The 22,690-nt window shown below is 75.4% G+C and carries 21 protein-coding genes; 12 read left to right on the plus strand and 9 right to left on the minus strand.

Annotated features, from left to right (window positions below):
• Positions 1-5 precede the first annotated feature (5 nt).
• The 8 genes from ACSU6Z_RS27695 to ACSU6Z_RS27730 all read left to right on the plus strand — a co-directional run bounded on the left by ACSU6Z_RS27695 (position 6) and on the right by ACSU6Z_RS27730 (position 10,416).
• The gene (locus ACSU6Z_RS27695; RefSeq protein ID WP_437049725.1) at positions 6-2,885 is read left to right on the plus strand and encodes a LuxR C-terminal-related transcriptional regulator; all 2,880 of its coding nucleotides are present in this window, start codon (positions 6-8) and stop codon (positions 2,883-2,885) included.
• A 118-nt stretch (positions 2,886-3,003) separates the two neighbouring features.
• Positions 3,004-4,281, plus strand: a complete 1,278-nt coding sequence (locus tag ACSU6Z_RS27700; RefSeq protein ID WP_437049727.1) for a PucR family transcriptional regulator — start codon at positions 3,004-3,006, stop codon at positions 4,279-4,281.
• Positions 4,282-4,478: 197 nt separating this feature from the next.
• A complete protein-coding gene (locus ACSU6Z_RS27705) occupies positions 4,479-5,291 on the plus strand; it encodes an ABC transporter ATP-binding protein (protein ID WP_437049728.1) in 813 nt (270 codons plus the stop codon).
• Complete coding sequence (locus tag ACSU6Z_RS27710; RefSeq protein ID WP_437049730.1) at positions 5,288-6,142, plus strand: ABC transporter ATP-binding protein; 855 nt, start codon at positions 5,288-5,290, stop codon at positions 6,140-6,142. The genes ACSU6Z_RS27705 and ACSU6Z_RS27710 overlap by 4 nt, the downstream gene beginning before the upstream one ends.
• On the plus strand, positions 6,139-7,035 hold the full coding sequence (locus tag ACSU6Z_RS27715) for a branched-chain amino acid ABC transporter permease (RefSeq protein ID WP_437049732.1): 897 nt from the start codon (positions 6,139-6,141) through the stop codon (positions 7,033-7,035). Before ACSU6Z_RS27710 ends, ACSU6Z_RS27715 begins: the two co-directional genes overlap by 4 nt.
• Positions 7,028-8,152 carry a branched-chain amino acid ABC transporter permease gene (locus ACSU6Z_RS27720; protein ID WP_437049734.1) on the plus strand — a complete coding sequence of 375 codons (1,125 nt, stop codon included), beginning with the start codon at positions 7,028-7,030 and terminating at the stop codon, positions 8,150-8,152. The genes ACSU6Z_RS27715 and ACSU6Z_RS27720 overlap by 8 nt, the downstream gene beginning before the upstream one ends.
• Positions 8,149-9,432 carry an ABC transporter substrate-binding protein gene (locus tag ACSU6Z_RS27725; RefSeq protein ID WP_437049735.1) on the plus strand — a complete coding sequence of 428 codons (1,284 nt, stop codon included), beginning with the start codon at positions 8,149-8,151 and terminating at the stop codon, positions 9,430-9,432. Before ACSU6Z_RS27720 ends, ACSU6Z_RS27725 begins: the two co-directional genes overlap by 4 nt.
• A gap of 165 nt (positions 9,433-9,597) precedes the next feature.
• A complete protein-coding gene (locus ACSU6Z_RS27730; protein ID WP_437049736.1) occupies positions 9,598-10,416 on the plus strand; it encodes an SAM-dependent methyltransferase in 819 nt (272 codons plus the stop codon).
• Between the two features lie 61 nt (positions 10,417-10,477).
• Here the strand turns inward: ACSU6Z_RS27730 and ACSU6Z_RS27735 are convergent, their stop codons facing one another.
• Both ACSU6Z_RS27735 and ACSU6Z_RS27740 read right to left on the minus strand, forming a co-directional pair.
• Positions 10,478-11,401 (minus strand): helix-turn-helix domain-containing protein, encoded by a 924-nt coding sequence (locus ACSU6Z_RS27735; RefSeq protein WP_437049738.1) that lies wholly within the window; start codon positions 11,399-11,401, stop codon positions 10,478-10,480.
• A gap of 106 nt (positions 11,402-11,507) precedes the next feature.
• A complete protein-coding gene (locus tag ACSU6Z_RS27740) occupies positions 11,508-11,735 on the minus strand; it encodes a DUF397 domain-containing protein (RefSeq protein WP_437049740.1) in 228 nt (75 codons plus the stop codon).
• A gap of 541 nt (positions 11,736-12,276) precedes the next feature.
• Here ACSU6Z_RS27740 and ACSU6Z_RS27745 point away from each other — a divergent pair.
• The 3 genes from ACSU6Z_RS27745 to ACSU6Z_RS27755 all read left to right on the plus strand — a co-directional run bounded on the left by ACSU6Z_RS27745 (position 12,277) and on the right by ACSU6Z_RS27755 (position 13,908).
• Positions 12,277-12,825: a hypothetical protein gene (locus ACSU6Z_RS27745; RefSeq protein WP_437049741.1), complete on the plus strand. Its 549-nt coding sequence runs from the start codon at positions 12,277-12,279 to the stop codon at positions 12,823-12,825.
• Between the two features lie 232 nt (positions 12,826-13,057).
• Positions 13,058-13,321, plus strand: a complete 264-nt coding sequence (locus tag ACSU6Z_RS27750) for a DUF5133 domain-containing protein (RefSeq protein ID WP_437049743.1) — start codon at positions 13,058-13,060, stop codon at positions 13,319-13,321.
• Positions 13,322-13,686: 365 nt separating this feature from the next.
• Positions 13,687-13,908, plus strand: coding sequence for a hypothetical protein (locus tag ACSU6Z_RS27755; protein WP_358784966.1), 222 nt, complete (start codon positions 13,687-13,689; stop codon positions 13,906-13,908).
• A gap of 83 nt (positions 13,909-13,991) precedes the next feature.
• Here the strand turns inward: ACSU6Z_RS27755 and tgmB are convergent, their stop codons facing one another.
• The 3 genes from tgmB to ACSU6Z_RS27770 form a co-directional block, all read right to left on the minus strand.
• On the minus strand, positions 13,992-14,984 hold the full coding sequence (gene tgmB / locus ACSU6Z_RS27760; protein WP_437049744.1) for an ATP-grasp ribosomal peptide maturase: 993 nt from the start codon (positions 14,982-14,984) through the stop codon (positions 13,992-13,994).
• A 16-nt stretch (positions 14,985-15,000) separates the two neighbouring features.
• Positions 15,001-15,192 carry a putative ATP-grasp-modified RiPP gene (tgmA, locus tag ACSU6Z_RS27765; RefSeq protein ID WP_437049746.1) on the minus strand — a complete coding sequence of 64 codons (192 nt, stop codon included), beginning with the start codon at positions 15,190-15,192 and terminating at the stop codon, positions 15,001-15,003.
• A 148-nt stretch (positions 15,193-15,340) separates the two neighbouring features.
• Positions 15,341-15,652 carry a YkvA family protein gene (locus ACSU6Z_RS27770; RefSeq protein WP_437049748.1) on the minus strand — a complete coding sequence of 104 codons (312 nt, stop codon included), beginning with the start codon at positions 15,650-15,652 and terminating at the stop codon, positions 15,341-15,343.
• Between the two features lie 232 nt (positions 15,653-15,884).
• On the opposite strand from ACSU6Z_RS27770, the gene ACSU6Z_RS27775 reads away from it, so the two are divergent.
• Positions 15,885-17,222: a hypothetical protein gene (locus ACSU6Z_RS27775; RefSeq protein ID WP_437049750.1), complete on the plus strand. Its 1,338-nt coding sequence runs from the start codon at positions 15,885-15,887 to the stop codon at positions 17,220-17,222.
• Positions 17,223-17,298: 76 nt separating this feature from the next.
• On the opposite strand, the gene ACSU6Z_RS27780 is transcribed toward ACSU6Z_RS27775, so the two are convergent.
• The 4 genes from ACSU6Z_RS27780 to ACSU6Z_RS27795 all read right to left on the minus strand — a co-directional run bounded on the left by ACSU6Z_RS27780 (position 17,299) and on the right by ACSU6Z_RS27795 (position 22,444).
• A complete protein-coding gene (locus ACSU6Z_RS27780; RefSeq protein WP_437049751.1) occupies positions 17,299-19,437 on the minus strand; it encodes a xanthine dehydrogenase family protein molybdopterin-binding subunit in 2,139 nt (712 codons plus the stop codon).
• A gap of 27 nt (positions 19,438-19,464) precedes the next feature.
• Complete coding sequence (locus tag ACSU6Z_RS27785; RefSeq protein ID WP_437049752.1) at positions 19,465-20,460, minus strand: FAD binding domain-containing protein; 996 nt, start codon at positions 20,458-20,460, stop codon at positions 19,465-19,467.
• Positions 20,457-21,026: a (2Fe-2S)-binding protein gene (locus tag ACSU6Z_RS27790; protein WP_437049754.1), complete on the minus strand. Its 570-nt coding sequence runs from the start codon at positions 21,024-21,026 to the stop codon at positions 20,457-20,459. The genes ACSU6Z_RS27785 and ACSU6Z_RS27790 overlap by 4 nt, the downstream gene beginning before the upstream one ends.
• A gap of 173 nt (positions 21,027-21,199) precedes the next feature.
• Positions 21,200-22,444 (minus strand): hypothetical protein, encoded by a 1,245-nt coding sequence (locus ACSU6Z_RS27795; RefSeq protein ID WP_437049756.1) that lies wholly within the window; start codon positions 22,442-22,444, stop codon positions 21,200-21,202.
• Positions 22,445-22,690: the final 246 nt, after the last annotated feature.

Genomic DNA, 22,690 nt, shown 5'->3' on the forward strand with positions numbered 1-22,690 from the left:
CGGGAATGACGGGAGACACGACCACACGGACGGCTCCGCGGCTCCACGGCAACGGCGCGCAGCGGCAAGCGGTCGGCGCGCTGCTGGACCGGCTGCGGACCCACAGCGCCGGACTCCTCCTGACCGGGGAGCCCGGTCTCGGCCGTACCAGCCTGCTCCGGTGGGCTGCCTGCTCCTTCACCGCCGGAACCGTTCTGCACCTGGAGGCCGGGCCGGGCCGTTCCGCCGCCCCGCCCGGTGCGGCATGCGCGCGGATCACCGACGGCACCGGGCCCCGGGCGCTGCTCGACACGCTGCGGGCCGCCGCCGGGGACAGGCCCCTGCTGGTGTGCGCCGACGACGCCCACCGGTGGAGCGCCCCCGCCCGCGCCGCCCTGGGCGAGGCGGCCGAGCACCTGGACACCGCGGGCCGGGTGGGCCTGCTCGTCACGGTCCGCGGGGACCGCGCCGTCGACCCGGAGTTCGCCCGCCTGCCCCTGGTGCGTCTGGACCCGCTCGGCCCGTCCCAGGCCGCCGCCCTCCTCGACGAGGCCACCGGCGGCACCGCCGACCCGGCCGTCCGGGACGAACTGCTCGCCGAGGCCGAGGGGAACCCGGCCCTGCTGCTCGCCCTGCTCCGCCGCCTGTCGCCCGCCGAGCTGAGCGGCCTCGGGCCGTTGCCGCGACCGCTGGCGGACGCCGCGACCCTGGCCCGGCTGGCGGGCGAGGCCCTGCCCCGGCACGCCCCCGAGACCCAGGACCTGCTGCTGACGGTGGCGGCCGCCGTACGGGCGTCGGACGGCGCGGACGTCGACGCCGACCTCGTGCTCGGAGCGCTCGGGCGGCTGCGGCCCGCCGCGCCGCCCCCCGGCCTCCGGCCGCCGCCCGAGCCGCTCACCCTGACGGACGGCAGGCTCCGCTTCCGCGGCGGACTGGTCCGCCGCGCCGTCTACGCCGGGGCCGGGCCCGACCGGCGCCGCGCCGCACACCGCGCGCTCGCCCGGGTGCTGGAGGCCGGCGGACACCGGCTGCCCGCGCTGCTGCACCGGGCCTGGTCGCTGACCGGCCCCGCGCCCGGCCCGGCGGACCTGCTGGCGGAAGGCGCCGCCGACCCGGCGGCGGCCGCCTCCCACCGGCTGCGCTCCCTGGCGTACACCCGCGCCGCCGAACTCACCGCGGACGTTTCGCGGCGGGCGGAGCGGTATACGGCGGCCGCCGAGCAGGCGCTGCTCGCCGGGCGGCCGGACCGGGCACGCCCGCTGCTGGCCGAGGCCCGCGCCGCGGCGGTACCGGCCGTGGTGCGGGGACGCGCGGAGCTGGTCCGCGGACTGACGGAACTGCGCGACGGGCCGGTCGGCGACGCCCACCAGTCCCTCCTGCTCGCCGCGTCCCTCCTCGCCGCCGACGCCCCCGGGCCGGCGGCGACCGCCACCCTGGCCGCCGCCGACGCGGCCTGGGCGGCCGGAGACCTGCCGGCATGCCTGGCCGTGCTCGGGGACGAACCGGGACGGCGGGAACAGGAAGCGGACGCCGAGCCGCCCCTGGCCGCCGGGAACCGCCGGATCCCCGGGCCTCGCGAGGGCGCCCCGGCCCGCGACCCCCGGCCCGTCCTCGTGCCCCGCGACGCTCCGCCCGCCCCCACCCCGCCTTCCGCCGCCCCGCCCCCTGTCACCCCACCCCCCGACCCCGTGCACCACCACCGCCTCGGCCTGCGCGCGCTGCTCGAGGGGAACCTCGAGCGGGCGGCCGGGCCGCTGGGGCGGCTCGTGCGGCGGGCCGGGGCGGACGACCGGCCCGACGTGCTGCTGCGGTCGGCGGCGGCAGCGCTGCTGCTGGGCGACGTGGAGGCCGCGCGCCGGGCCGGCGCGCGGGCCCTGGCCGCCGCCCGCAGCCTCGGGTCCGCCGCGCTCGTTCCCCAGGCCCTGGAGTACCTCGCCTACGCCGAACTGCGCGCAGGCCGCCACGCCCAGGCTCGTGCCCACGCGGAGGAGGGGCTGCGTGCCGCACGGCGGACCGGGCAGCGCAACACGGCGGCGCACCACCACGCGGTACTGGCCCTGGCGGCATCGATCGAGGACGAACCGGACGCCGTCGAGCGCCATGTGGCCGCCGCACTGGCCACCGCCCGGCGGCACGGACTGGCGCAGGCCGCCACCCTCGCGGAGTGGGCGGCGGCCCGGGCCGACCTCGGACGCGGCCGTCCGCTGGACGCCGCCGACCGGCTGGGACTGCTCGTGCTCCCCGGTCCCCGGCGCGGGCACTTCGCGGTGTGGCGCCTGGCCGTCCCCTGCTTCGTCGAGGCCGCCGCCCTCGCCGACCGGCACCAGGACGCCCGCACGGCACTGACGGACTTCGCCGAGTGGGCGGCGTTCGGCGCCGATCCGCAGGCCGCCGCCCAACTGGCCCGCTGCCGTGCCCTGCTGGCCCCACCGGAGCACGCCGACGACCTCTACCGGCGGGCGCTGGCCCTGCACGACGAGACGGCCGGCGCGGCGGGCGGCGGCGACTTCGAACAGGCCCGCACCGCCCTGCTGTACGGCAAGTGGCTGCGCCGGCGGCGCAGACCGCGCGAGGCCCGTGACCGCCTCGGCGCCGCGCTGGCGGGCTTCGACCGCTGCGGCGCCGGCGCGTGGGCGCGCCAGGCGCGCGGCGAGCTGCGCGCGCTCGGTGCCGCCTCGCACGGTGCGGACGCCGGGGCGCTGACCTGTCTGACGCCGCAGCAGCTGCGTATCGCGCGGTACGTCGCCGAGGGCGCCACCAACCGCGAAGTGGCCCGCAGCCTCGCCGTCAGCACCCGCACCGTCGACTACCACCTCCGCAAGGTGTTCGCGGTGCTCGGCGTCCGGTCCCGGGTGGAGCTGGCCCGCATGGTCGAGCAGGCGGAAAAGGCTCCTGCACGACCCTAGGGACCGACCGGACGGTATGCCATCCTTCGGGGCAGACGAGTCACGGGGCCGAAACGGCGTGGGCGCTGCCGCCCGCGCCGCTTCGCCCGTGGAGGCCGAACCCCGGGGGAGGGCCGCGATGCAGCACGCCGTACGGTCACGAGGAGCGATCCGCACCGGACCCGCGCCCGTTCCGCGCCCGCGGACACGGCGCGTGACGTCACCGCTCGACGCCGACGCCCTGCGCGTCCTGCACCGGGCCGCCCGGGCCCTGCTCGAGGACCTGCCGGGCCTGACCGACCGGCTGGTGGCCGTCCTGCAGGAACAGGAACCCGCCTACCGGACCGTCGTGGCCGGTGACCCCGCCGGCACCTGGCAGGAGGTGCACCGCTCGCTGCGGCACAGCGTGACGTCGCTGATCGACCCCCGCAGCACCCGGGACGCCGCCCGCCGCTGCTCCTGGCGGATCGGCGCCGCGCGCGCCGAGCAGGGCCTGCCGCTGGACGCCCTGCTGCACGCCTTCCGCCTCGGCGGCTCCCTGGTCTGGCAGCGGCTGGTCGAGGAGGCGTCCCGCACGGCCCCGGAGGACGTGCGCCTGCTGGTCCACGTCGCCGCCGACGTGTGGAACTTCGTCGACGAGCACTGCACCCTCGTCGCGGACGCCTACCGGCAGGCCGAGTGGCAACTGAGCCGCCGGCGCGAGAACCGGGCCCGGCTGCTGGCCGCCGCCCTGCTCGACGGCACCGGCCGCATCGCCGACGTGCCCGAGGCCGCCCGGGCGCTGGGCCTGCCGGAACACGGCCGGTACGTCGTCGTCGCGATCACCGGCGGGCACCCCGCGGGCCGTGCCGCGGTCCGCGCGGCGGCCGTACCGGAGGGCATGGGCGTCCACTGGCACACGGGAGTGGAGGCGGACTACGGCATCGTCCTGACCGACGAGGGCGAGCTGCCGCAACCGCCGCCGCGGCTCCGGCCGGACCGGTCCGCCCCCGGCGCCCGGATCGGCGTGAGCAGCACCGTCGAGGGACTGGCCGCCGTGGGCGACGCCCGCCGGCTGGCCGACACGGCCCTGAGCATCTGCCCCGAGTCCGGCGGCACGGTCCGGCTGGCCGACCACCTCCCCGCCGCCCTGGTCGTCTCCGGCCCCGCGCTCGGCCGGGCGCTCGCCGAGCGGGTCCTGGGCCCGCTGCTGCGGCTGGAACCCGCCGACCGGAAGGTGCTGCTCGACACCCTCACCACCTGGCTGGCCTGCGACGGCTCGGCGCAACGGGCCGGCGAGCGGCTCTACTGCCACCGCAACACCGTCCTGAACCGCCTGCGCCGCTGCGAGCAGCTCACGGGCCGCTGCCTGGCCCGCCCGTCCGACGTGGTGGAGATCAGCCTGGCCCTCACGGCCCACCGGCTGCTGCGCGACTGAGACCGGCGGTGGGCGGCGCGACGGCGGCACCGGCCGGACGCTGGGCATCCGCACAACCTCCCCCGCCCGGGACTGGGACGCCGCAGCGCCCCCCGCCCAGGCCCTGTACGGCCCCGCCCGGCCGTGCTGTCGTGAGGGCGTCCTTCCCCGACGCCCCGCGACCGCGCGCCCTCGGCGCGCGGTCCCAAGGAGCTGCGATGCCCGAAGCACCACCGGGCGGGGAGTCCTCCTCGCCCGCCGAGGAGCCCTCCCTGCACGTCGAAGACCTCGACGTGACGTACGGCCGGGCCCTGTCCGCCCTCCGCTGCGTGTCGCTGACCGTCCCGCACGGCGGCGTGGTCGCGCTGCTCGGCGCCAACGGTGCCGGCAAGACGAGCCTGCTGCGGGCCGTGTCCGGCACGCTGCGCCTGCACCACGGCGCTGTCACGGCCGGCCGGATCCGCTACGGCGGCACGGACCTCGACGGCCGCGACCCCGTCGCCGCCGTCCGCGCCGGCGTCGTCCAGGTGCCGGAGGGCCGGCGGGTGTTCGCCGGGCTCAGCGTCGACGAGAACCTCAAGGCCGGCGGACTCGGTACCTCCCGCCGCCCGCCCGCCCGGGTCCGCGAGGCACGGGACCGCGTCCTCGCCCTCTTCCCGCGGCTCGCCGAACGCCACCGCCAGGCCGCCGGCCTGCTGTCCGGCGGAGAGCAGCAGATGCTGGCCATCGGCCGCGCCCTCATGGCCTTCCCGCGCCTGCTCCTCCTCGACGAACCCTCCCTCGGGCTCGCTCCGCTGATGGTCCGGCGCATCGCCGAGGTGGTCCGTGAGATCAACGCCCAGGGCACCGCCGTCCTGCTGGTCGAGCAGAACGCCGGCATGGCCCTGTCCCTCGCCGACCACGCCCACGTCCTGGAGGTCGGCGAGATCCGCCTCTCCGGCCCCGCCGCCGAACTCGCCGGGACGGACGCGGTCCGCCGCCTCTACCTCGGCGAGACCGCCGGGACCGCCGACGGGCGGGGGGCCGCGTGACCCCCCGCCCCGGCACCCCGCCCCCGCTGCGCGTCCGGAACGTGACCGTGCGCTTCGCCGGCCTCACCGCCCTCGACGACGTCTCCCTCACCGTCGCCCCGGGCACCGCGCACGCCGTCATCGGCCCCAACGGCGCCGGCAAGTCCACCTGCTTCAACGTCCTGTCGGGCCTGTACCGGCCCGCCTCCGGCACCGTCCGGCTCGGCGACCGGGAGCTGACCCGGCTCGCCCCGCACCGGATCGCCGCGCTCGGCGTGGCCCGTACCTTCCAGAACATCGTCACCACCCGGGGCACGGTCGCCGACAACCTGATGCTCGGCCGCCACGCCCTGACCCGCGCCGGGTTCGCCGCCGGCGCCCTGCGCCTGCCATGGGCCGTGCGCGAACAGCGCGAGCACCTCGCCAAGGCCCGCGAGATCGCCGAACTCACCGGTCTCGGAGCCCACTTCGACACCCCGGTCGCCCTGCTCCCCTACGGCGACCGCAAACGCGTGGAACTCGCCCGCGCCCTCTGCGCGGAGCCCCGTGTGCTGCTGCTCGACGAACCGGTGGCCGGCATGAACCCCGCCGAACGGCTCCGCACGGCCGAGACCGTGCGGGCCGTACGCGCCGAACTCGGCCTGTCCGTCGTCCTGGTGGAGCACGACATGGGCCTGGTGATGCGGCTCGCCGACGAGGTCACCGTCCTCGACTTCGGCCGCCGCATCGCCCACGGCACCCCCGACGAGGTCCGCCGCGACCCCGAGGTGCTGCGCGCCTACCTCGGCACCGAGAGCACCGAGAGCACCGAGAGCACCGGGACCGCCCGGACCGCCGGGACCACCGGGACCACCGGGGAGGACACGGCATGACCGCCCTGGCCGACAACGTCTTCAACGGCCTGGCCCTCGGCTCGGTCTACGCCCTGATCGCCCTCGGCTTCGTCACCGTCTTCAAGGCCTGCGGCGTCCTCAGCTTCACCCACGGCTCGCTGCTCCTGCTCGGCGGCTACCTGACCGCGGTCCTCCACGACGACCTGGGCTTCGCCGGGGCGCTGGCCCTCGCGGTCCTCGTCACGGCGGCCGTCGCCGGAGTGCTGGACCGGTTCGTCCTCCAGCGCATCGGAACCGACCCGCACGCCGCCCACGTGGCGACCATCGCCACCATCGGCGTCGACATCGTCCTCGTCACCGACCTGTCCCGGCGCATCGGCGGTGACCTGCTCACCCTCGGCGACCCGTGGGGCGACGCGGTCACCGACATGGGGCCGGCGACCGTGGCGGACAGCCGCATCGCCGCGATCGTCGTCTCCGCCGCGGCCATCGGCGGCGTCTTCGCCCTCTTCCGGTTCACCCCCTGGGGCCTGTCCCTGCGCGCCGCAGCCGAGGACGCCGAGGCCGCCGCCCTGATGGGCGTACGGCTGACCCGGGTCCGCACGCTCGCCTGGTGCCTGGCGGGCGCGCTCGCCGCGCTGGCCGCGGTGTTCCTCGCCGCGTTCCCCGCCCCGGGCCTGGAACGCACCACCGGGCAGATCGCCCTGAAGGCCTTCCCCGCCGCGATCCTCGGCGGCATGGCCTCCCCGGCCGGCGCGCTGGTGGGCTCGACGCTGATCGGCCTGACCGAGGCGTTCGTCGCCGGACACCAGTCCGACCTGCACGTCCTCGGCGAGGGCTTCGGTGACGTCGCCCCCTACGCCGTGATGGTCCTCGTCCTCTTGGTCCGCCCCGCCGGGCTGTTCGCGGCGAAGGGGACGGCCCGTGTCTGACCTCCTCAAGCGCGGCGGATTCCTGCTGCCCGTCCTGCCGCTCGCCGCCCTGCCGTTCTACCTGGACGCCTTCTGGCTGCGCGTCGGCCTGTTCTCCATGGCCGCCGCCATCGGCGCCGTCGGCCTCGGCCTGCTCAGCGGCACCGCCGGCCAGCTCTCCCTGGGCCACGCCTTCTTCCTCGCCGTCGGCGCCTACGGCTACACATGGCTGGCCGGCGACGACGGCCCGGGCCTGCCCCCGGCCGTCGCCCTCGTCCTGGCGGTGCTGCTCGCCGGAGCCGCCGGCGGCCTGTTCAGTCCCGTCGCCGGCCGGGTCAAGGGCGTCTACCTGGGCGTGGCCACCCTCGCTCTGGTCTTCCTCGGCCACCACGTCCTGCTCACCGCCGACTCCGTCACCGGCGGCTTCAACGGCAGCCCGGTGCCGCCCCTGGAGATCGGCGGCTTCACCTTCGACCAGGGCGACGGCCTCACCGTCCTGGGCGTGCCGTTCGGAGCCGAGGAACGCCTGTGGTACCTGGGCCTCGCCCTGTTCGCCCTCACCTGGTTCACCGCCCGCGGCCTGCTTGGCGGACGCCCCGGCCGCGCCCTGGCCGCCCTGCGCGACAGCGAGACCGCCGCGGCCGTGATGGGCGTGCACGTCGCCCGGTACCGCTCGGCGGCGTTCGTCGTCTCCTCGATGTACGCCGGACTCGCGGGCGTCCTGCTCGCCCTGTCCTTCCGGCGCGTGGTGCCCGACTACTTCTCCCTCGCCCTCTCCGTCGACTACCTCGCCATGATCGTCATCGGCGGGCTCGGCTCCGTCGCCGGAGCCACCGCGGGCGCCGTCTTCGTCACCGCGCTGCCCCTGCTGATGACCCGCTACGCCGACCGGTTGCCGCTGGTCGCCGCACCCGGCACCGGGGACGGCTCGATCGGCCCGACCGAGGCCGCCCGCTACCTCTACGGCGCCGCGATCGTGGTGATCCTGCTGTTCGCGCCCGACGGCCTGACGGGCCTGGCCCGCCGTACCCGCGCCCGCCTCGCCCGCCGCCGGCCGTCCGCCCCCGCCCCCTGCGGTCCCGGGGCCGCGCCCCGGTCCTCCGACACCGCCGTACGAACCAAGGAGCACACCCCGTGAACGTCACGCACCACAGGCCCCGCACCACCAAGACCACCCTGGTCGCGGCCGTCGCCGCCGTGCTGCTCGCGGGCACGGCCTGCAGTTCCAAGGGGGCCGGCGACGCGAACGGCGGCGGTGGCGCCGACGGCGTCAAGACGGGCCCCGGCATCGGCGAGAAGTCCATCAGGCTGGGCGCGCTCACCGACCTGACCGGCCCCTACGCCACCCTCGGCAAGTCCATCGTGCAGGCCCAGCAGATGTGGGCCGACGAGACCAACACCGCCGGCGGCATCTGCGGCCGCAAGGTCGAGATCGTCGTCAAGGACCACGGCTACGACGTGCAGAAGGCGGTCGCCGCCTACGCCGACATCTCCCCGGACGTGGTGGCCCTGCCCCAGGTCATCGGCTCCCCGGTGGTCGCCGCCCTGATCGACGACATCGAACGGGACGGCCTGCTGACCTTCCCGCAGGCCTGGGCCGCCTCCCTGCTGGGCCGGGACCCCGTCCAGGTCCTCGGCACCACCTACGACCTCGACATGATCGCCGCCGTCGACTTCCTCACCCGCACCGGGAAGGTGGCCGAGGGCGACTCCATCGGCCACGTCCACTTCGAGGGCGACTACGGTGCCAACGCCCTGGAAGGGTCCGAATGGGCCGCCGGACGGGCCGGGATCAAGGTGGTCGGCCAGAAGATCAAGGCCACGGACACCGACCTGACCGCGCAGGTCTCCGCCCTGCACAAGGCCGGGGTGAAGGCCGTCCTGATCAGCGCCGGCCCCGCCCAGACCGCCTCCCTCGCCGGCGTGGCGGCCTCCCGCGGGCTGCGCGTTCCGATCGTCAGCAGCGCTCCCGGCTACGCCCCGCAGCTGATGAAGACCCCCGCGTCGGCGGCGCTGGAGGCCATGGTGCACGTGGTGAGCGCCGCACCGGCCGTCAGCTCCGACCTGCCGGGCGTGAAGCGGATGGTGTCCTCCTACGGGAGGAAATACCCGGGCTCCCCGGTCGACTCCGGTGTGCTGTCCGGGTACAACGCCGCCCGGCTCCTCGGCGCCGACCTGGAGAAGGCCTGCGAGAAGGGCAGCCTCGCCCGCGAGGACGTAATCGCGGCGCACCGCTCGCAGGAGAACGCCGACACCGGCCTCGGCACCCCGCAGGACTTCACCGACGTCGACCGGCCCGCGAGCCGCTCCACCTACGTGCTGAAGCCGGACCGCGAGGCGATCGGCGGCCTGGTGGGCGTGGAGGACGCGCACCAGCCGCCGGGCGTCGACGAGTACCTGGCCTCGCGCAGTTCTTGACGGGCAACAGTCCCTCCAAGCAGGGGGATTGGTGAGAACCAGGACGATGCGGACCGTCGGTTCGGCGGCTCCCTCGTTTGTGGGCCGTTCCCATGAACACGGGCTTTCCGCGATGTACGCTCTGTCGAGCCGGTGCAGTCGGCGCGGTATGGAGCTGGGGGAACGATGCAGACCGAGAAGCGGCTGTCCACGGAGATCGACGCCAACGTGCCGACGGCCGCACGCATGTACGACCACTATCTGGGAGGCAAGGACAACTACGCGGCCGACCGGGCCGCGTGCGAGGAACTCGACAAGGTCGTCCCGAGCACCCGCCATCTGGCCCTGAACAACCGGCGCTTCCTCCAACGGGTCGTCAGGACCCTCACGGCGGAGTACGGCATGCGGCAGTTCCTCGATCACGGTTCCGGACTGCCCACCCAGAACAACGTGCACCAGGTCGCGCAGGGCATCGCCCCCGAGTCGCGCGTCGTCTACGTCGACAACGACCCGATGGTGCTGGTCCACGGCCGCGCGCTGCTGGAGCAGAACGAGCACACCGCCGTCGTCCACGCCGACATGCGCGACACCGACGGCATCTTCTCCCACCCCGAGACCCGGCGTCTGATCGACTTTTCGCAGCCGGTGGCCGTGTTGTTCAACTCGGTCTTCCACTGCATCCCCGACAGCGACACCGACGGTCCCCTGGCCGTCGTCCGCCGGGTCAGCGAGCGGCTCGTGCCCGGCAGTTGCCTGGTGATGTGCCAACTGGTCAGCGATGAGCCGAAGGTGCGCGAGTTCGTCACCGAGTTCATGGACCGGGTGACACAGGGTCATTGGGGGCGCGTCCGCGAGGAGAAGGACGTCGCCGAGTGGTTCGAGGGCATGGAGATCCTGGAACCGGGCCTGGTGGAAGTCTCCACCTGGCGCCCGGACAACGAGGTGGCCCCCCGTCAGCTCACCCAGGAGTGGATCGAGTTCGGTGGAGTCGGCCGCCTCCGCTGAGGGCCGCCCGGCACCGGCCGTCCGTTTCGGCGCCGCCTTCCGCCCGAAGGAATCGCGCGGCTCACTTCACGGGGGGATAGCGCTGTTCCAGCGTCGCGCGCAGCAGTTCCATCGAAGCGCGCGGCGTGAGCGCCTCGTCGGCGAGTCGGTCCAGCGCGAGGCGGTACTCCTCCGTCTCGTCCCGGTCCTCCAGGAAGTTCGCGCTCTTTATGTGCTCCAGGTACACCACGTCCGGCAGATCGAGACCGCCGAAACGCAAGTAGGTGACCGGGATCGCGGGGGCCGAGGCGTTGGTGACGTCCAGAGGAACGATCTGCAGGGTCACGTTCGGCCGTTCCGCCATGGTCACCAGGTGCGCCAGCTGTTCGCGCATGACCTCCCGGCCACCCAGTACACGGAGCAGTACGGACTCGTCGATGACCGCCCACAGCTGGGGCGCGTCCGCGCGTGACAGCAACTGTGCCCGCCGCATGCGCAGTTCCACTCGGCGCTGCACCTCGCCGGCGGGGGCGTTCGGCAGGCCGCGCTCCACCACGGCCCGGGTGTAGTCCGCCGTCTGCAGCAGGCCGGGGACGTACTGGATCTCGAAGGTCCGAATGGTGGCCGCGGCCTCCTGCAGTCCCACCAGCCGCTCGAACCACTCCGGCATCAGGCGCTTGTCGTACCGCTGCCACCAGCCCGGTTCACCGGCCCGCTGCAACAGCTTGAGCAGTACCGACGTCTCGTAGGGGCCCGTGCCGTACAGCGCCAGCAGTGCGCGGACGTCCTTCTCCGCGGGGGGCTTGCGGCCCTTGCCCGACTCGATGCGCGAGAGCTTGGCCGGGCTGAAGCCCAGTCGGCGGGCCGCCTGCTCCTGGGAGAGGCCGGCGTCTTCCCGGAAGCCCGCCAGCTGGACGCCGACGAGCATCTTCAACAGGGTCGGAGCCGGCTCCGAGCGGTCCAGATAGGGCTCGAGACGGGAGATGCGATGCGACGCGGCGGACATCCTGGCTCCCAGCGGACCGGCAGACTTGGGAAAAACACTATCGCATCCCGTCCGAGCGCGTCGCATCCCCCCTGTGCCGAAGGGCGGTCGAGGCGCTCGCGGCGGATCACACCAGGTGGTCGAACTCGCCCTCCTTGGCGCCGGCCAGGAACGCCGCCACCTCCGCGGCCGTGTAGACGAGCGCGGGGCCGTCCGGATCACGGGAGTTGCGCAGCGCTATGCCTCCCTCGACGAGCGCGACCTCGACGCAGTTGCCCTCGGCGTTGCTGTGCCGGCTCTTCATCCAGGTGGCGTCCAGCGAGCTGGCCCGCACTCCGTTCCGCACTGGTGGCACCGCAGTCTCCTTGTGTGTCGGGGGGCGGACCGCACTGTGCCGCCACCGTCTGTTCCCGGCCGACTTCCGCGCAATTTCCCGTGCAATTGCACGCGAGCGCTGTCAGCGTGGATAATAGCTACGGCGTCAACCCCTCGGTTCGGCGCCCCTGCTGACGTCGCATCAGGGAGATGCCGTGTCGTCCTTCGCGCACCGAACGCTCGCGCCGCCGGGTGGACGCGCGCCACGCGCGGGACCGGCGGGCGAGGGCGGCCGGCGTCCGCGCACGACGCGGTCGGCCGGCCCCCACCCCCGCCGCCCGCACGACCGGACCTCCGCCCTCCCGCCGCCGACCGTCCCCCGCTCTCCCGTCGGCGGCCTGCCCGCTCCCGCACCGGCCGGCCACCCCATACCGGACGGGCGCGGCCGGACCCGGTACCGGGTCGAGGCCCCCGTGGCCCATCGGGGCCGTGCCCCGGGATCCCGCGCCGGCGCGACCGCCCGGGCCGCGTCGGCGCCCTGCCACTCGTCCGACATGACCGCCGCGGAAAGGCCCCCCACCATGCGCACCGCTCCGACCCGTCAGCCGAGCACCGAGCGCACGCCAGGTCCCACCCCGCCGGACGGGCCGGCGCGCCGCCCCGCGTCCCTCGCGTCGCTGGACCAGGTGCCCTGGGACAGCCTCCAGGACTCCACCGGTTCGGCCACCGCCATCCCCCTGCTGCTCGACCGCATCGCCCGGGGAGGACCCGACACCGCCCGCGCCGCCCTCGGCGAGCTGCGGAAGCGGATCTGCCAGTACGGCTTCGTGGTGGAGCAGGCCACCGCCGCGACCGTTCCCTTCCTCTGGGAGCTCGCCCAGTCACCCCAGGTGACCTGCCGCGCACGGATCATCCGGCTGCTGAGGGACATCGCCGCCGCCCGGCAGTGGGAGAACACCGCCGCCGTCTACCCCAAGCTCCTCAACCGCCGGGAAAACCACGTGGTGTGGGAGCGCGCGGCGCGGCAGGCCGTCCGCGCCCGGCGCGACGATCTGCCGCGTCTGCTGTCCGAGGAGGACGCCGAGATCGCCCGGGCCGCCGCCGAACTGGCCCGCGCACTGGGGGAATGAGACGCCCGCGCCTTCCACGGGGGTGAAGGCGCGGGTCTCCCGGCGCAGCCGCCGGTTTTCGTGGCCCGCGAACCGGTCACACCGCTCATTTTCGGCCATTCAGGCCTTCCGTCAGGCTTTCGAACGGGCGGAAAGCGAAAGTTTTTCGTCAACTCCGAAGAAGTAAGGGCGGGGTGTGAATGTTTCGACTGGGTCCGGGCATACGCAGCGAAAATCGAGAGAGGGGCGCTTCGTGCTCGTACCGGATCCGAAGGCAGTCAGAGAGTTGCTGACGCGGTACGCGTCGCTGCAGATCGCTCAGGCGGAGAGGGCGAGGCCTGCCGTGGCCCGCGAGCTGGAGGACGTCTGCTACACGCTGTGCGTGATGATGGGAACCACCGGCATCCATGAAGCGGTGGCCAAGGCGGACGCCCTGCTGCTGGCGGGACAGCGAAACCCGGTCGCTGCCGAGATGGCGGAGCAGGACGGCGAGAGCGGGTTGCCGCTGGCCGTGTGAGGCTGCCGGACAGCTCCTGGGAGCGGTCCGCCGGACCGGCCGGCCCGCCGCGGAAGGCCGCGCGGCGGGCGTGCGCGGTGGTGCCGGCCACCCGGCGGACCGCTCGGCGACGCGGTGGGGGAGTCGAATCCGGCCCACCGCGCGATCCACTGGATCGAATGGCGGCTGCTCCGGCAGGCCCCAAACCCGCCGGACCACGCCCTCGGCAGCCACTGAGGCGGTGTGCTGCCCGTCCGTTCGCGAAACCGGCGGCCGGACCACCGTAGGGGCGCTCGGGGGAATGCGCACGGCAGGGCGCGCGGGCACCTAGACTCGGCACTCGCACCCCCGCACGGGGGCGGACGACACGAAAGGCACGTTGACGGGTGTTCCAGGATTCCCCCATCTACGACCGACTCGTCGCCGAATGCGGCGACGTGCCCGCGCAGGTGCGCCGGGAGGCCGAGCGCGTGAACAGGGAACTGGAGGTCGTCCTGCGCCCCCTGCACGTTCCCGGCCACCTCCCCGGCCCCGGCCCCGAGCGCCCGCCGAACCCCGGCAACGGCTGGCAGCGCACCGCGATGCTGCCGGCTCCCCGCCCGCACTGACCGGCGAAGACCGCGCCGCCCCCTGCCGAGGCGTGCCGAGGTCTCCGTCGGTCAGGGGGTGACACGAGCCCGGCGGCCGCCGGTCAGCGGGCCGTGGCGGACGCGCCGTCGGTGTGTGCCGCCTCCCCGGTGCCGGGCCGGGCCAGCCACGCGGCGATGGTACGGGCGATCGGCTGGCCCGTGTCCACCTCGACGAATCCGAACTGCCCCGATTGGTTGCACTCCAGGAACCACCACGTCCCGTCGGCGTCCTCGGCGAAGTCGAAGGCCCCGTAGGCGAGTCGGGCGCCCTGAAGATAGGCGTGGACGGCCTCCGCGACGCGCCGCGGCACATCGGTGGGCCGCCACGGCTCGTCGGACGCGGCGAACCGGACGTCGATCTCGTCGGGGCCGTCGGGGTCCGTGTCCGGCGTGGTCGCCTTGCGAGCGGCCAGCAGGCGTTCGCCCACGGCGGTGAGACGGATGTCGGCGCGCTTGGCGATCCGCCGCTGCAGCAGCGTCGGACCGTGGGCGACGGCGGTGAAGTCCGCCTCCGGCGACACCCGGCTGGCCGGCACCGCCCGGGGCGGATCCTGCGGATGCGCCCCCGAGACCGGCTTGACCACCAGATCCGGGTAGCGTTCCGCGAACTCCCGCGCCGCCCGGGGAAAGGTGGTGATCAGTGTGGCCGGTACGGGCAGGCCGCACTGCTGGGCCAGCCGCAGCTGCCACGGTTTGTGGCGCGCCCTGCGGGCCGCGTCGGGGTGGTTCATCCAGCGGGCCCCGCAGCCGCGGAGCATGCCGTACAGCGCTTGGGAGGACTCCTCGGTCAGCCACGCGGACGCCCCGGGCGCCCGCGCGGCCGGAGCGCCCGGTCTGCGCACCCAGACCGACCGCAGCCCGCCCATGCCCACCAGACGGCCCCCCGAGGACAGATGCCCGTGGAAGGAGCCGTGCGCGAACTCCCCGGACAATCCCACGGAACCGGTGAGGTCGGCCGGGTCCAGGCGCACCACCGGCACCCCCGACGCGTTGAGGTGCACCACCACCATGTCCGCGGTGACGTCCTCGTCACAGGTCAGGATCAACACGGTCATCGTCGCCCGCCCGCGGTCAGTCGTCGAAGTGCGTCTTCGAACCCGCGGTGGAGGTCGTGGTCCCCAGTTCCCGCAGCAGGGCGTGGTCGCAGGCGGCCACCCGCCCGTCGAGGAGCACGTTCACCTGGAGCCCGGCGTCGTAGACGTACGGAGCCGCGGCTTCCGACTCCGGTGCGGGACGTGCGTACTGAAGCGCGAACGGTTGCATCGTCTCTCCCTCGTCGGTGCTGTGCCGGTCAAGCGATGGTTCGGCTGCGCCGTCGCCTGGTCCGCCGGCTTCACCCGGCTTCCAGAGACTTATACGAATCGAACGGGTGAATGGTTGCTTCGCGCTGCGCGGTGTTACGCGGGCGTGATCACGGCGCGGGTTCCCGATCCGGCCGCCGGGGCGCGGCGTGCTTGTGCCCGCCGCGAGGTCCGCGCACGGAACGCAGGGCGAGGAGCAGGACGCCGACGTCGTCCAGGTACACCGGATCGGGCACCAGGTCGGCCGGCAGCACGAGGTAGAGGACGGCGCCCCAGAAGACCCAGCGCGGCCCCGTCGGCAACCCGGCCCGCGCCAGGTCGCGCCGGGTCCGGACCAGCCGCACCAGCAGGCCGACGGCCAGTGCCAGCACGATCGCCGCGAGCACGGCCGCCGCGATGATCACCGTCGTGGTGGTGTCCACCCCACCCCTCCTTCCGGGTGTCCCGCACCGGTGGGCCGGGACGCAGGCGTCCTCCTGCGGATTCCCCGTTCGCGGCGCCGGTATGGCCGCACGGCGGTCCCCGCCGCGTCCGTTCATCCCCGTGGCCCACCGCGGTGGCACGGCGTCACAGGGGGGCCTAGTAATGGTCAGCACACGTCGCGTGTCGCGTCGGGGGCCAAGGAGCGGCCGCACCCTTCCCACGGAGCAGACCATGACCACCGGCTCGACAGCACCGCCGCCGAACGGCTACGGCATACCCCCCGCATCGCCCTGGGACGCGCCGCCCGCGGAAACGGCCCCGGACGCCCACGCGGTGTCCGGGGCGGACGCGGAGTCCGCCGTCCGGGCCCCCTCCGCCGCGCCGGCGGCTCACCCACGGCGAGCCGCCGGGGACCCGCCCGGCCGGGCGGGGGACCTCGAGGAGCCCCCGGTCCGGCCCGAGCCCGCCGAACGCCCCTCCGCCGAAAGTCCCTCCGCCGAACGGGAGCTCTTCGACCGGTACGGCAGCGGGCGGGCCTACGGCGATCCGGTCGCCGAACTGGTGCGGGCCGCCGTGGCCGACCGGCCCCTGGACGAGGTCGTCGCCCTGATCAGACTGCTGGAGCAGTCACCTGAGCACGCCGAGGCGACGGCCGACACCCTGCGCGCGGTCGGTGTGAACCGGTCCGTCGAGGACGTCACCCGCCTGGTCGCCCTGCTGACCCGGCCGCCGCGCCGTCCCGACTGCGCGGACGAGGTGATCCGCGCCGCGGTCGCGTGCCGTCCGATGGAGGACGTGTCCCGGCTGATGAAACTGCTGAGCCGGACCTCGCTGGAGCCCCACTGCGGGCGGGAGGCGGTCCGGGTAGCCGTCACCGGCCGGCCGATGGAGGACCTGGTGGAGCTGATCGGCCGGCTCACCGTGGAACGGCGGGCGCGGACCGAACGGCCGGACGAGGACCTTCCCCCGCTGTACGCCGAGGACGTGCCGCCGGACGCCGCCCACGACGGCCCGGGCACCGGCGAGCGGCCGGCGGGACCCACCGCCGCGTCCGCCGTCCCGGGCCGCACCGTCCGCGAACGCCGCCGGATCCCGCGCTACGGCCGCATCCGGCAGGGCAGCGCCCCGCGCTCGTCCGGGGGAGAGGGCCCTTCCCGGCCGGACCGGCTGGCGGCCGTCGTGCTCGTCGTGTGCGGGACCGCCTTCTTCCCCTTGTACTCCGGCGGCGTCTCCGCCCACGCCTACGGACTCGCCCTCGGCCTCTCGGCGCTCTGCATGGCCGTGGCCCTGCTGCTGACCCTGCGGCCCGCCGCGCCCGTGCTCGCCGCGGCGGTCGTGGTGCCGGCGGGTCTGGCCGCCGTCAAGCTGTACGCCCACTCGTTCCCCTCGGGACGGCCGGCCCGGGCCATGGACCTCACCCTGGCCTCCACCTGGGTCGCCGCGCCGGTCGCCGTGTGCGCGTTCCTGGCGGCGCTGGCGGCCCTGTGCCTGCAGGTGACGGCACGGATCCGGGCCGGGAGCGGACCGGCCCGCCCGCCGGCCCGCTCCCGCCGGACGACGGCGCGCTGACCGCCCGGACCCGGCAGGTCCCCGACGCGCCTCCCGCGAGCCGTACGGCGTTCCCGGCACCGTACGGCTCACCGGGTCACCGGCTCGCGGACCCCACCGTTCCCGCCGGCCGCTCGTGGGCGAGCAGCCCGGCGAGCACCCGGTCCGGGGTGAGCGGCAGTTCGCGGAAGCGGACGCCGGTGGCGTGGTGGACGGCGTTGCCGATCGCCGCCGCCGTGCCGACGATGCCGATCTCGCCGATCCCCTTGCTCCCCATCGGGTTCAGGTGGCCGTCCTCCTCGTCGATCCAGTGCGCCTCCACGTCCGGGACGTCGGCGTGCGCGGGCACGTGGTACGACGCCAGGTCGGATTCGGCGAAGTCGCCGAAGGCCGCGTCCATCGTGCTGCCCTCGGTCAGTGCCATGCCCAGGCCCATCGTCATGCCGCCGACGAACTGGGAACGCGCGGTACGGGCGTTGAGGATGCGCCCGGCGGCGTAGACGCCCAGCAGGCGCCGCACCCGCACCTCACCGGTGACCGTGTCGACGGTGACCTGCGCGAAGTGCGCCCCGAAGGCGTGCCGCGCGAAGGGGCTCCCGGCGTCGGCCGTGCCGGAGGTGTCGGCGCGCTCCTCGATCCCCGGGGCGGGCGGCGGACCCGGCAGGCCCGCCAGGCGGTCCGTCAGCCGGGTACAGGCCGCGTGGACGGCCCAGCCCCAGGAGGCCGTGCCCGAGGAACCGCCCGCCAGCGCGGCGGGCGGCAGGTCGCTGCTGCCCACCTCGATGCCGACCCGCTCCGGCGGCACACCGAGGGCGTCGGCCGCGATCTGCGCGAGGACCGTCCGCGCCCCGGTGCCGATGTCGGTGGCGTTGATCCGCACCAGGAACGTCCCGTCGGGCAGGGCCCGCGCCGACGCCGTGGACGGCGCCACCAGGACGGGGTAGGTGGCGGCGGCCACCCCGGAGCCGATCAGCAGGGGCCCGGCGGTGCGGGACCGCGGGCGCGCGTCGCGCCGGTCCCAGCCGAAGCGGCGGGCGCCCTCGCGCAGGCACTCCACCAGATGCCGGCTGCTGAAGGGCCGCCCGCCGTCGGGCTCGACGTCCGGCTCGTTGCGGATCCGCAGTTCCACCGGGTCCACGCCCAGCGCGCAGGCCAGTTCGTCCATCGCGGACTCCAGCGCGTACATGCCGGGCGCCTCGCCCGGGGCGCGCATCCACGACGGCGAGGGCACGTCCAGCGCCGTCACGCGGTGCAGGGTACGGCTGTGGGGTGCCGCGTACATCACGCGCGCGGGGACGGCGGCCTGCTCCACGAACTCCTTGATCCGGGAGGTGTGGGTGGCCACCTCGTGCACGAGGGAGGTCAGGCGGCCGTCGGCCGTGGCGCCGAGGCGGAGCCGGTGCAGGGTGGGGGCGCGGTGCCCGACCGTCGTGGGCAGCAGGCGGCGCGGCAGGTTCACGGTGACCGGCCGGCCGGTGTGCCGCGCGGCCATCGCCGCCAGCACCACGTCCGGCCGGGGCGTGCCCTTGGAGCCGAATCCGCCGCCGACGTGCTCGGCGGTGACGCTGATCCGTTCCTCGGGCACGCCGAACATCGTGGCGAGCACCGTGCGCACGGGGGTGGTGCCCTGGCTGGAGGTGTGCACGACGAGCCGGTCGCCGTCCCAGCGGGCGGTGCTGGCGTGCGGCTCCATGGGGTGGTTGTGCAGCGGCGGCACCCGGTACTCCGTGTCCAGGCGGACCTCGGAACGGGCGAAGGCGCCGTCGGGGTCGCCGTGGGCGCGGACGGCCGGGTGACCGCCGTTGGCCTTCTCGGGGACGTACAGGCCCGGGTGCCGCGCGGTGAGCGTGACGTCGTGGTCCTCGGTGGCGTAGTCGACGCGGACCTCGGCGGCACCGGCCCGGGCCGCCTCCGGGGTCTCGGCCACCACCAGGGCCACGAACCAGCCCCGGTGCGGTACCCGCGGGTCCTGCAGCACCATGAGGGTGGGATCGTCGGGCTCCGCCAGGCGCGGCGCGTTCTCGTGCCAGAGCACGGCGAGCACGCCGGGCAGGGCGAGGGCGTGCGCGGGGTCGACGCCCGTCACCCGGCCCCGGGGGACCGCGGCCGGCACCGGCCAGGCGTGGGCCCGGCCGGGGGCGTCGTACTCGGCGGCGTAGCGGGCGGTGCCGGTGACCTTCTGCCGGCCCTCCCGGCGTTCGGCGCCGGCGCCCACGGCGGTCTGCGTACCGGTCATGGAGTTCCTCCTCGAAGGGCGCCGGGGTCAGATCGTGGGGGCGGGCGGCGCGAGCCGGCCGAGCACGTCCAGGGCGAGGCGCCGGGCCAGCGGCACCTTGTAGGCGTTGTCCCGCAGCGGCTCGGCGGAGGCCAGCTCCAGGTCGACGGCGTGTTCGAACGCCGCCGTGGTGGGCGCGGCGCCCAGCAGCGCCTCCTCGGCCTTCCGGGCCCGCCACGGCCGGTGTGCCAGCGCCCCGAACGCGATGCCCGCCCGTTCCACCACGCCGTCCGCCACATGCAGCACGGCGGCGACGGAGGCGAGCGCGAAGGCGTACGACGCCCGGTCGCGGGCCTTGCGGTACAGCGAGGGCAGCCCGGCCGTCGCGGACGGCAGCAGCACCCCCGTGATCAGCTCGCCCGGGCGGATCTCGGTGTCCCGTTCCGGGTGGTCGCCGGGGAGCCGGTGGAAATCGGCCGCGGGCAGGCTGCGGGCGCCCTCGGGCCCGTACAGCTCGATCCGGGCGTCCAGCGCGGCGAGCGCCACCGCCATGTCCGAGGGGTGGGTGGCGATGCAGTGCGGGGAGTGCCCGAGGACGGCGTGGTCGCGGTGGACGCCTTCCAGGGCGCCGCAGCCGCTGCCCGGCTCCCGCTTGTTGCACGGCTTGGACAGGTCCTGGAAGTAGGGGCAGCGGGTGCGCTGGAGCAGGTTGCCGCCGGTCGTCGCCACGTTGCGCAGCTGTCCGGAGGCGCCCGCGAGCAGCGCCTGGGACAGGGCGGGCCAGCGGTCGCGGACGGCGGGGTGGGCGGCCAGGTCGCTGTTGCGGACCATCGCCCCGATCCGCAGGCCGCCGTCGGGCAGTTCCTCCACCTCGGCGAGGGGGAGGCGGGTGACGTCGACGAGGGCGGCGGGCCGCTCGACGCCGAGCTTCATCAGGTCGATCAGGTTGGTGCCGCCGCCGAGGTAGCGGGCGCCGGGGCGGGCGGCGTACTCCCCGGTGGCCTCCTCGACGCTGCCGGCGCGCACGTAGGCGAAGGGCTTCACGGGATCACGTCCTCCACCGCCTCGGCGATGCGCGGGTAGGCGCCGCACCGGCACAGGTTGCCGCTCAGCCGCTCCCGGATCTCCTCCCGGCCCAGCGGCACCGGCTCGCCCGAGGGTGTCGCCGGGTCCGTGACGTGCGAGGGGTGGCCGGCGGCGGCCTCGGCGAGCGCGCCGACCGCGGAGCAGATCTGGCCCGGGGTGCAGTAACCGCACTGGAAGGCGTCGCGGTCCAGGAACGCCCGTTGCAGCGGGTGGAGTTCCTCGCCGTCGCCGGAGAGACCCTCGACGGTGACGACCTCGCAGCCGTCCAGGGCGACGGCCGGCAGCAGGCAGCTGTTGACGCGCCGGCCGTCCACCAGGACCGTGCAGGCGCCGCACTGCCCGTGATCGCAGCCTTTCTTGGCGCCGGTGAGGCCGAGGTCCTCCCGCAGGAGGTCCAGCAGGACACGGCGGTTGTCGACGGTGAGGGTGTGCGGTTTGCCGTTGACCCGCAGGGTCGTGTCGGAGCTGTGGCGGGGCTCGGCGGCGGCGCGGGGCCCGCCGCCGTCGTGGGGCCGGCTTTCCATGGTGTCGGTGACCTTCCGGGACGGGCGGTGCTCTGCTGTGCAGTCCGCGTATCCAGGTGGCGCGGGACGACACGTGCGGCCCGCGCACCGGCCGCCCGGACCGCCCGGCGCCGACGGGCCGGAGCCCGGACGGACGCCGGCCGGCTCCGCCGTCCGTCCGGGCTCCGCCCGGCTCAGCCCTCGCGCGCGCCGGTGATCCCGGCGGGCCGGTCCGGGCCGTCGCCCGCGCCCGTGGTCGTCGGGGACCCGCTGCCGCTGTCCGCGCCGGCGGCCCGCGCGGGCGGGTGGTCCTCGCCGTCGCCCTTCCCGGACGCGCCGCCGGCCGGGAAGGGGCGCAGCGTCCTCGCGGAGCCCTTGAGCCGCTCCAGGGTCCGGGTCAGCTGCCGCAGCGGGGACGGGGGGTGCGCGTCGGACGGCTGCCGCACCGGCGCGGTCCCGGCGGACTCCCGGTAGGCGGCCAGCGCCTCGTGGGCGCGTTCGGCCGCCTCCCGGTACAGGTCCCGGGACTTCGTCATCGCCTCCAGCGCCTCGGCGTACATGGCGACCAGCCGGCGCTCGCGGGCCAGCTCCTCCTCCAGGGTCAGCAGGTGCCACTCCTCCCGCAGCCCGGTGAGGGCCTCCTCGCCGCCCTTCGGCAGCGGCCTGGGAAGCGCCGCGAACGCCGTCAGCACCGCGATCAGCTCGGTGGGCTCGGAGCCGTCCAGGAAGACGCTGCGGACGGCGAAGTCCCGGGCTTCGTAGTCGTCCGGGACCGGCGTGCCGGGAAGCACCACGGCACCGCCGCGGGGCACCTGGACGCCGAAGTCCTCCAGCACCCAGTTCACCACCCGCAGCTGCTGCGGCGCGGCGCGGTGCTCGACCACACGGTGCCGCAGGCCCGGCGGCAGCCATCGCACCAGCGGTTCCCGGCCCCGGTGGTCGGGGGTCATCGCCTCGTGGACGACGAAGTGGGTGTTCCACGGGCTGCGCAGGGCGGCCCGCAGCACCCGCCGGATGTCCTTCTCGTCGTCCGGCAGTGGATTGGACCCGCGAAAGCGCAGGCCGGTGGCGGGGTCGCGGTCCCAGGTGGTGTCCGGGTCGTCGGGCCAGAACATGGTGGCGGGCGACGGCCACGCGGGGTCCCAGGGCTGCTCCGCCTCCGCGGCCAGCGTCCACTCCTGCCCGCCGCCCGAGGCACGGGCCAGCGCGAGCCGGGCGCGGACGATCACCTCCCCGGGGGCCCGCCAGCGGGCCTCGACGACGCGTTCGCGCGCGCCCTCGGCCTCCGGCAGCTCCAGGAAGTCGTCGACGACCTGGCTGTCCTTCAGCCGTCGCAGCGTACGCAGGACGACGTCTTCCGCGGCGGATCCCAGGTGGCGGCCGCGGGCCAGCCACACCGTGGGGGGAGTCGTGGGACGGACGGTGGGAGAGGTCGGCATGGGTCCATCTGTGCGCAGGGGAAACGGGTACGGCCAGTATCGTCGCCGCGGCCCGGCGGAGATCAACCGGGGGCCGCCGACGACGGATGACAGTACGCCAGTGGGACCACATGCCACGACGGCGCCACGACGGCGCCGCGGCGACGCCACGACGAGGAGCCGTCGGGCCAGGCCCGGCCCCGGCGGACGGACCGCGCCGGTGACGGGCTCCTCCCGGGGCACCGGAACGGCGATCGCCGCCGGTCC

It is taken from the genome of Streptomyces sp. enrichment culture (assembly GCF_964273145.1).
Taxonomy (GTDB): Bacteria; Actinomycetota; Actinomycetes; order Streptomycetales; family Streptomycetaceae; genus Streptomyces.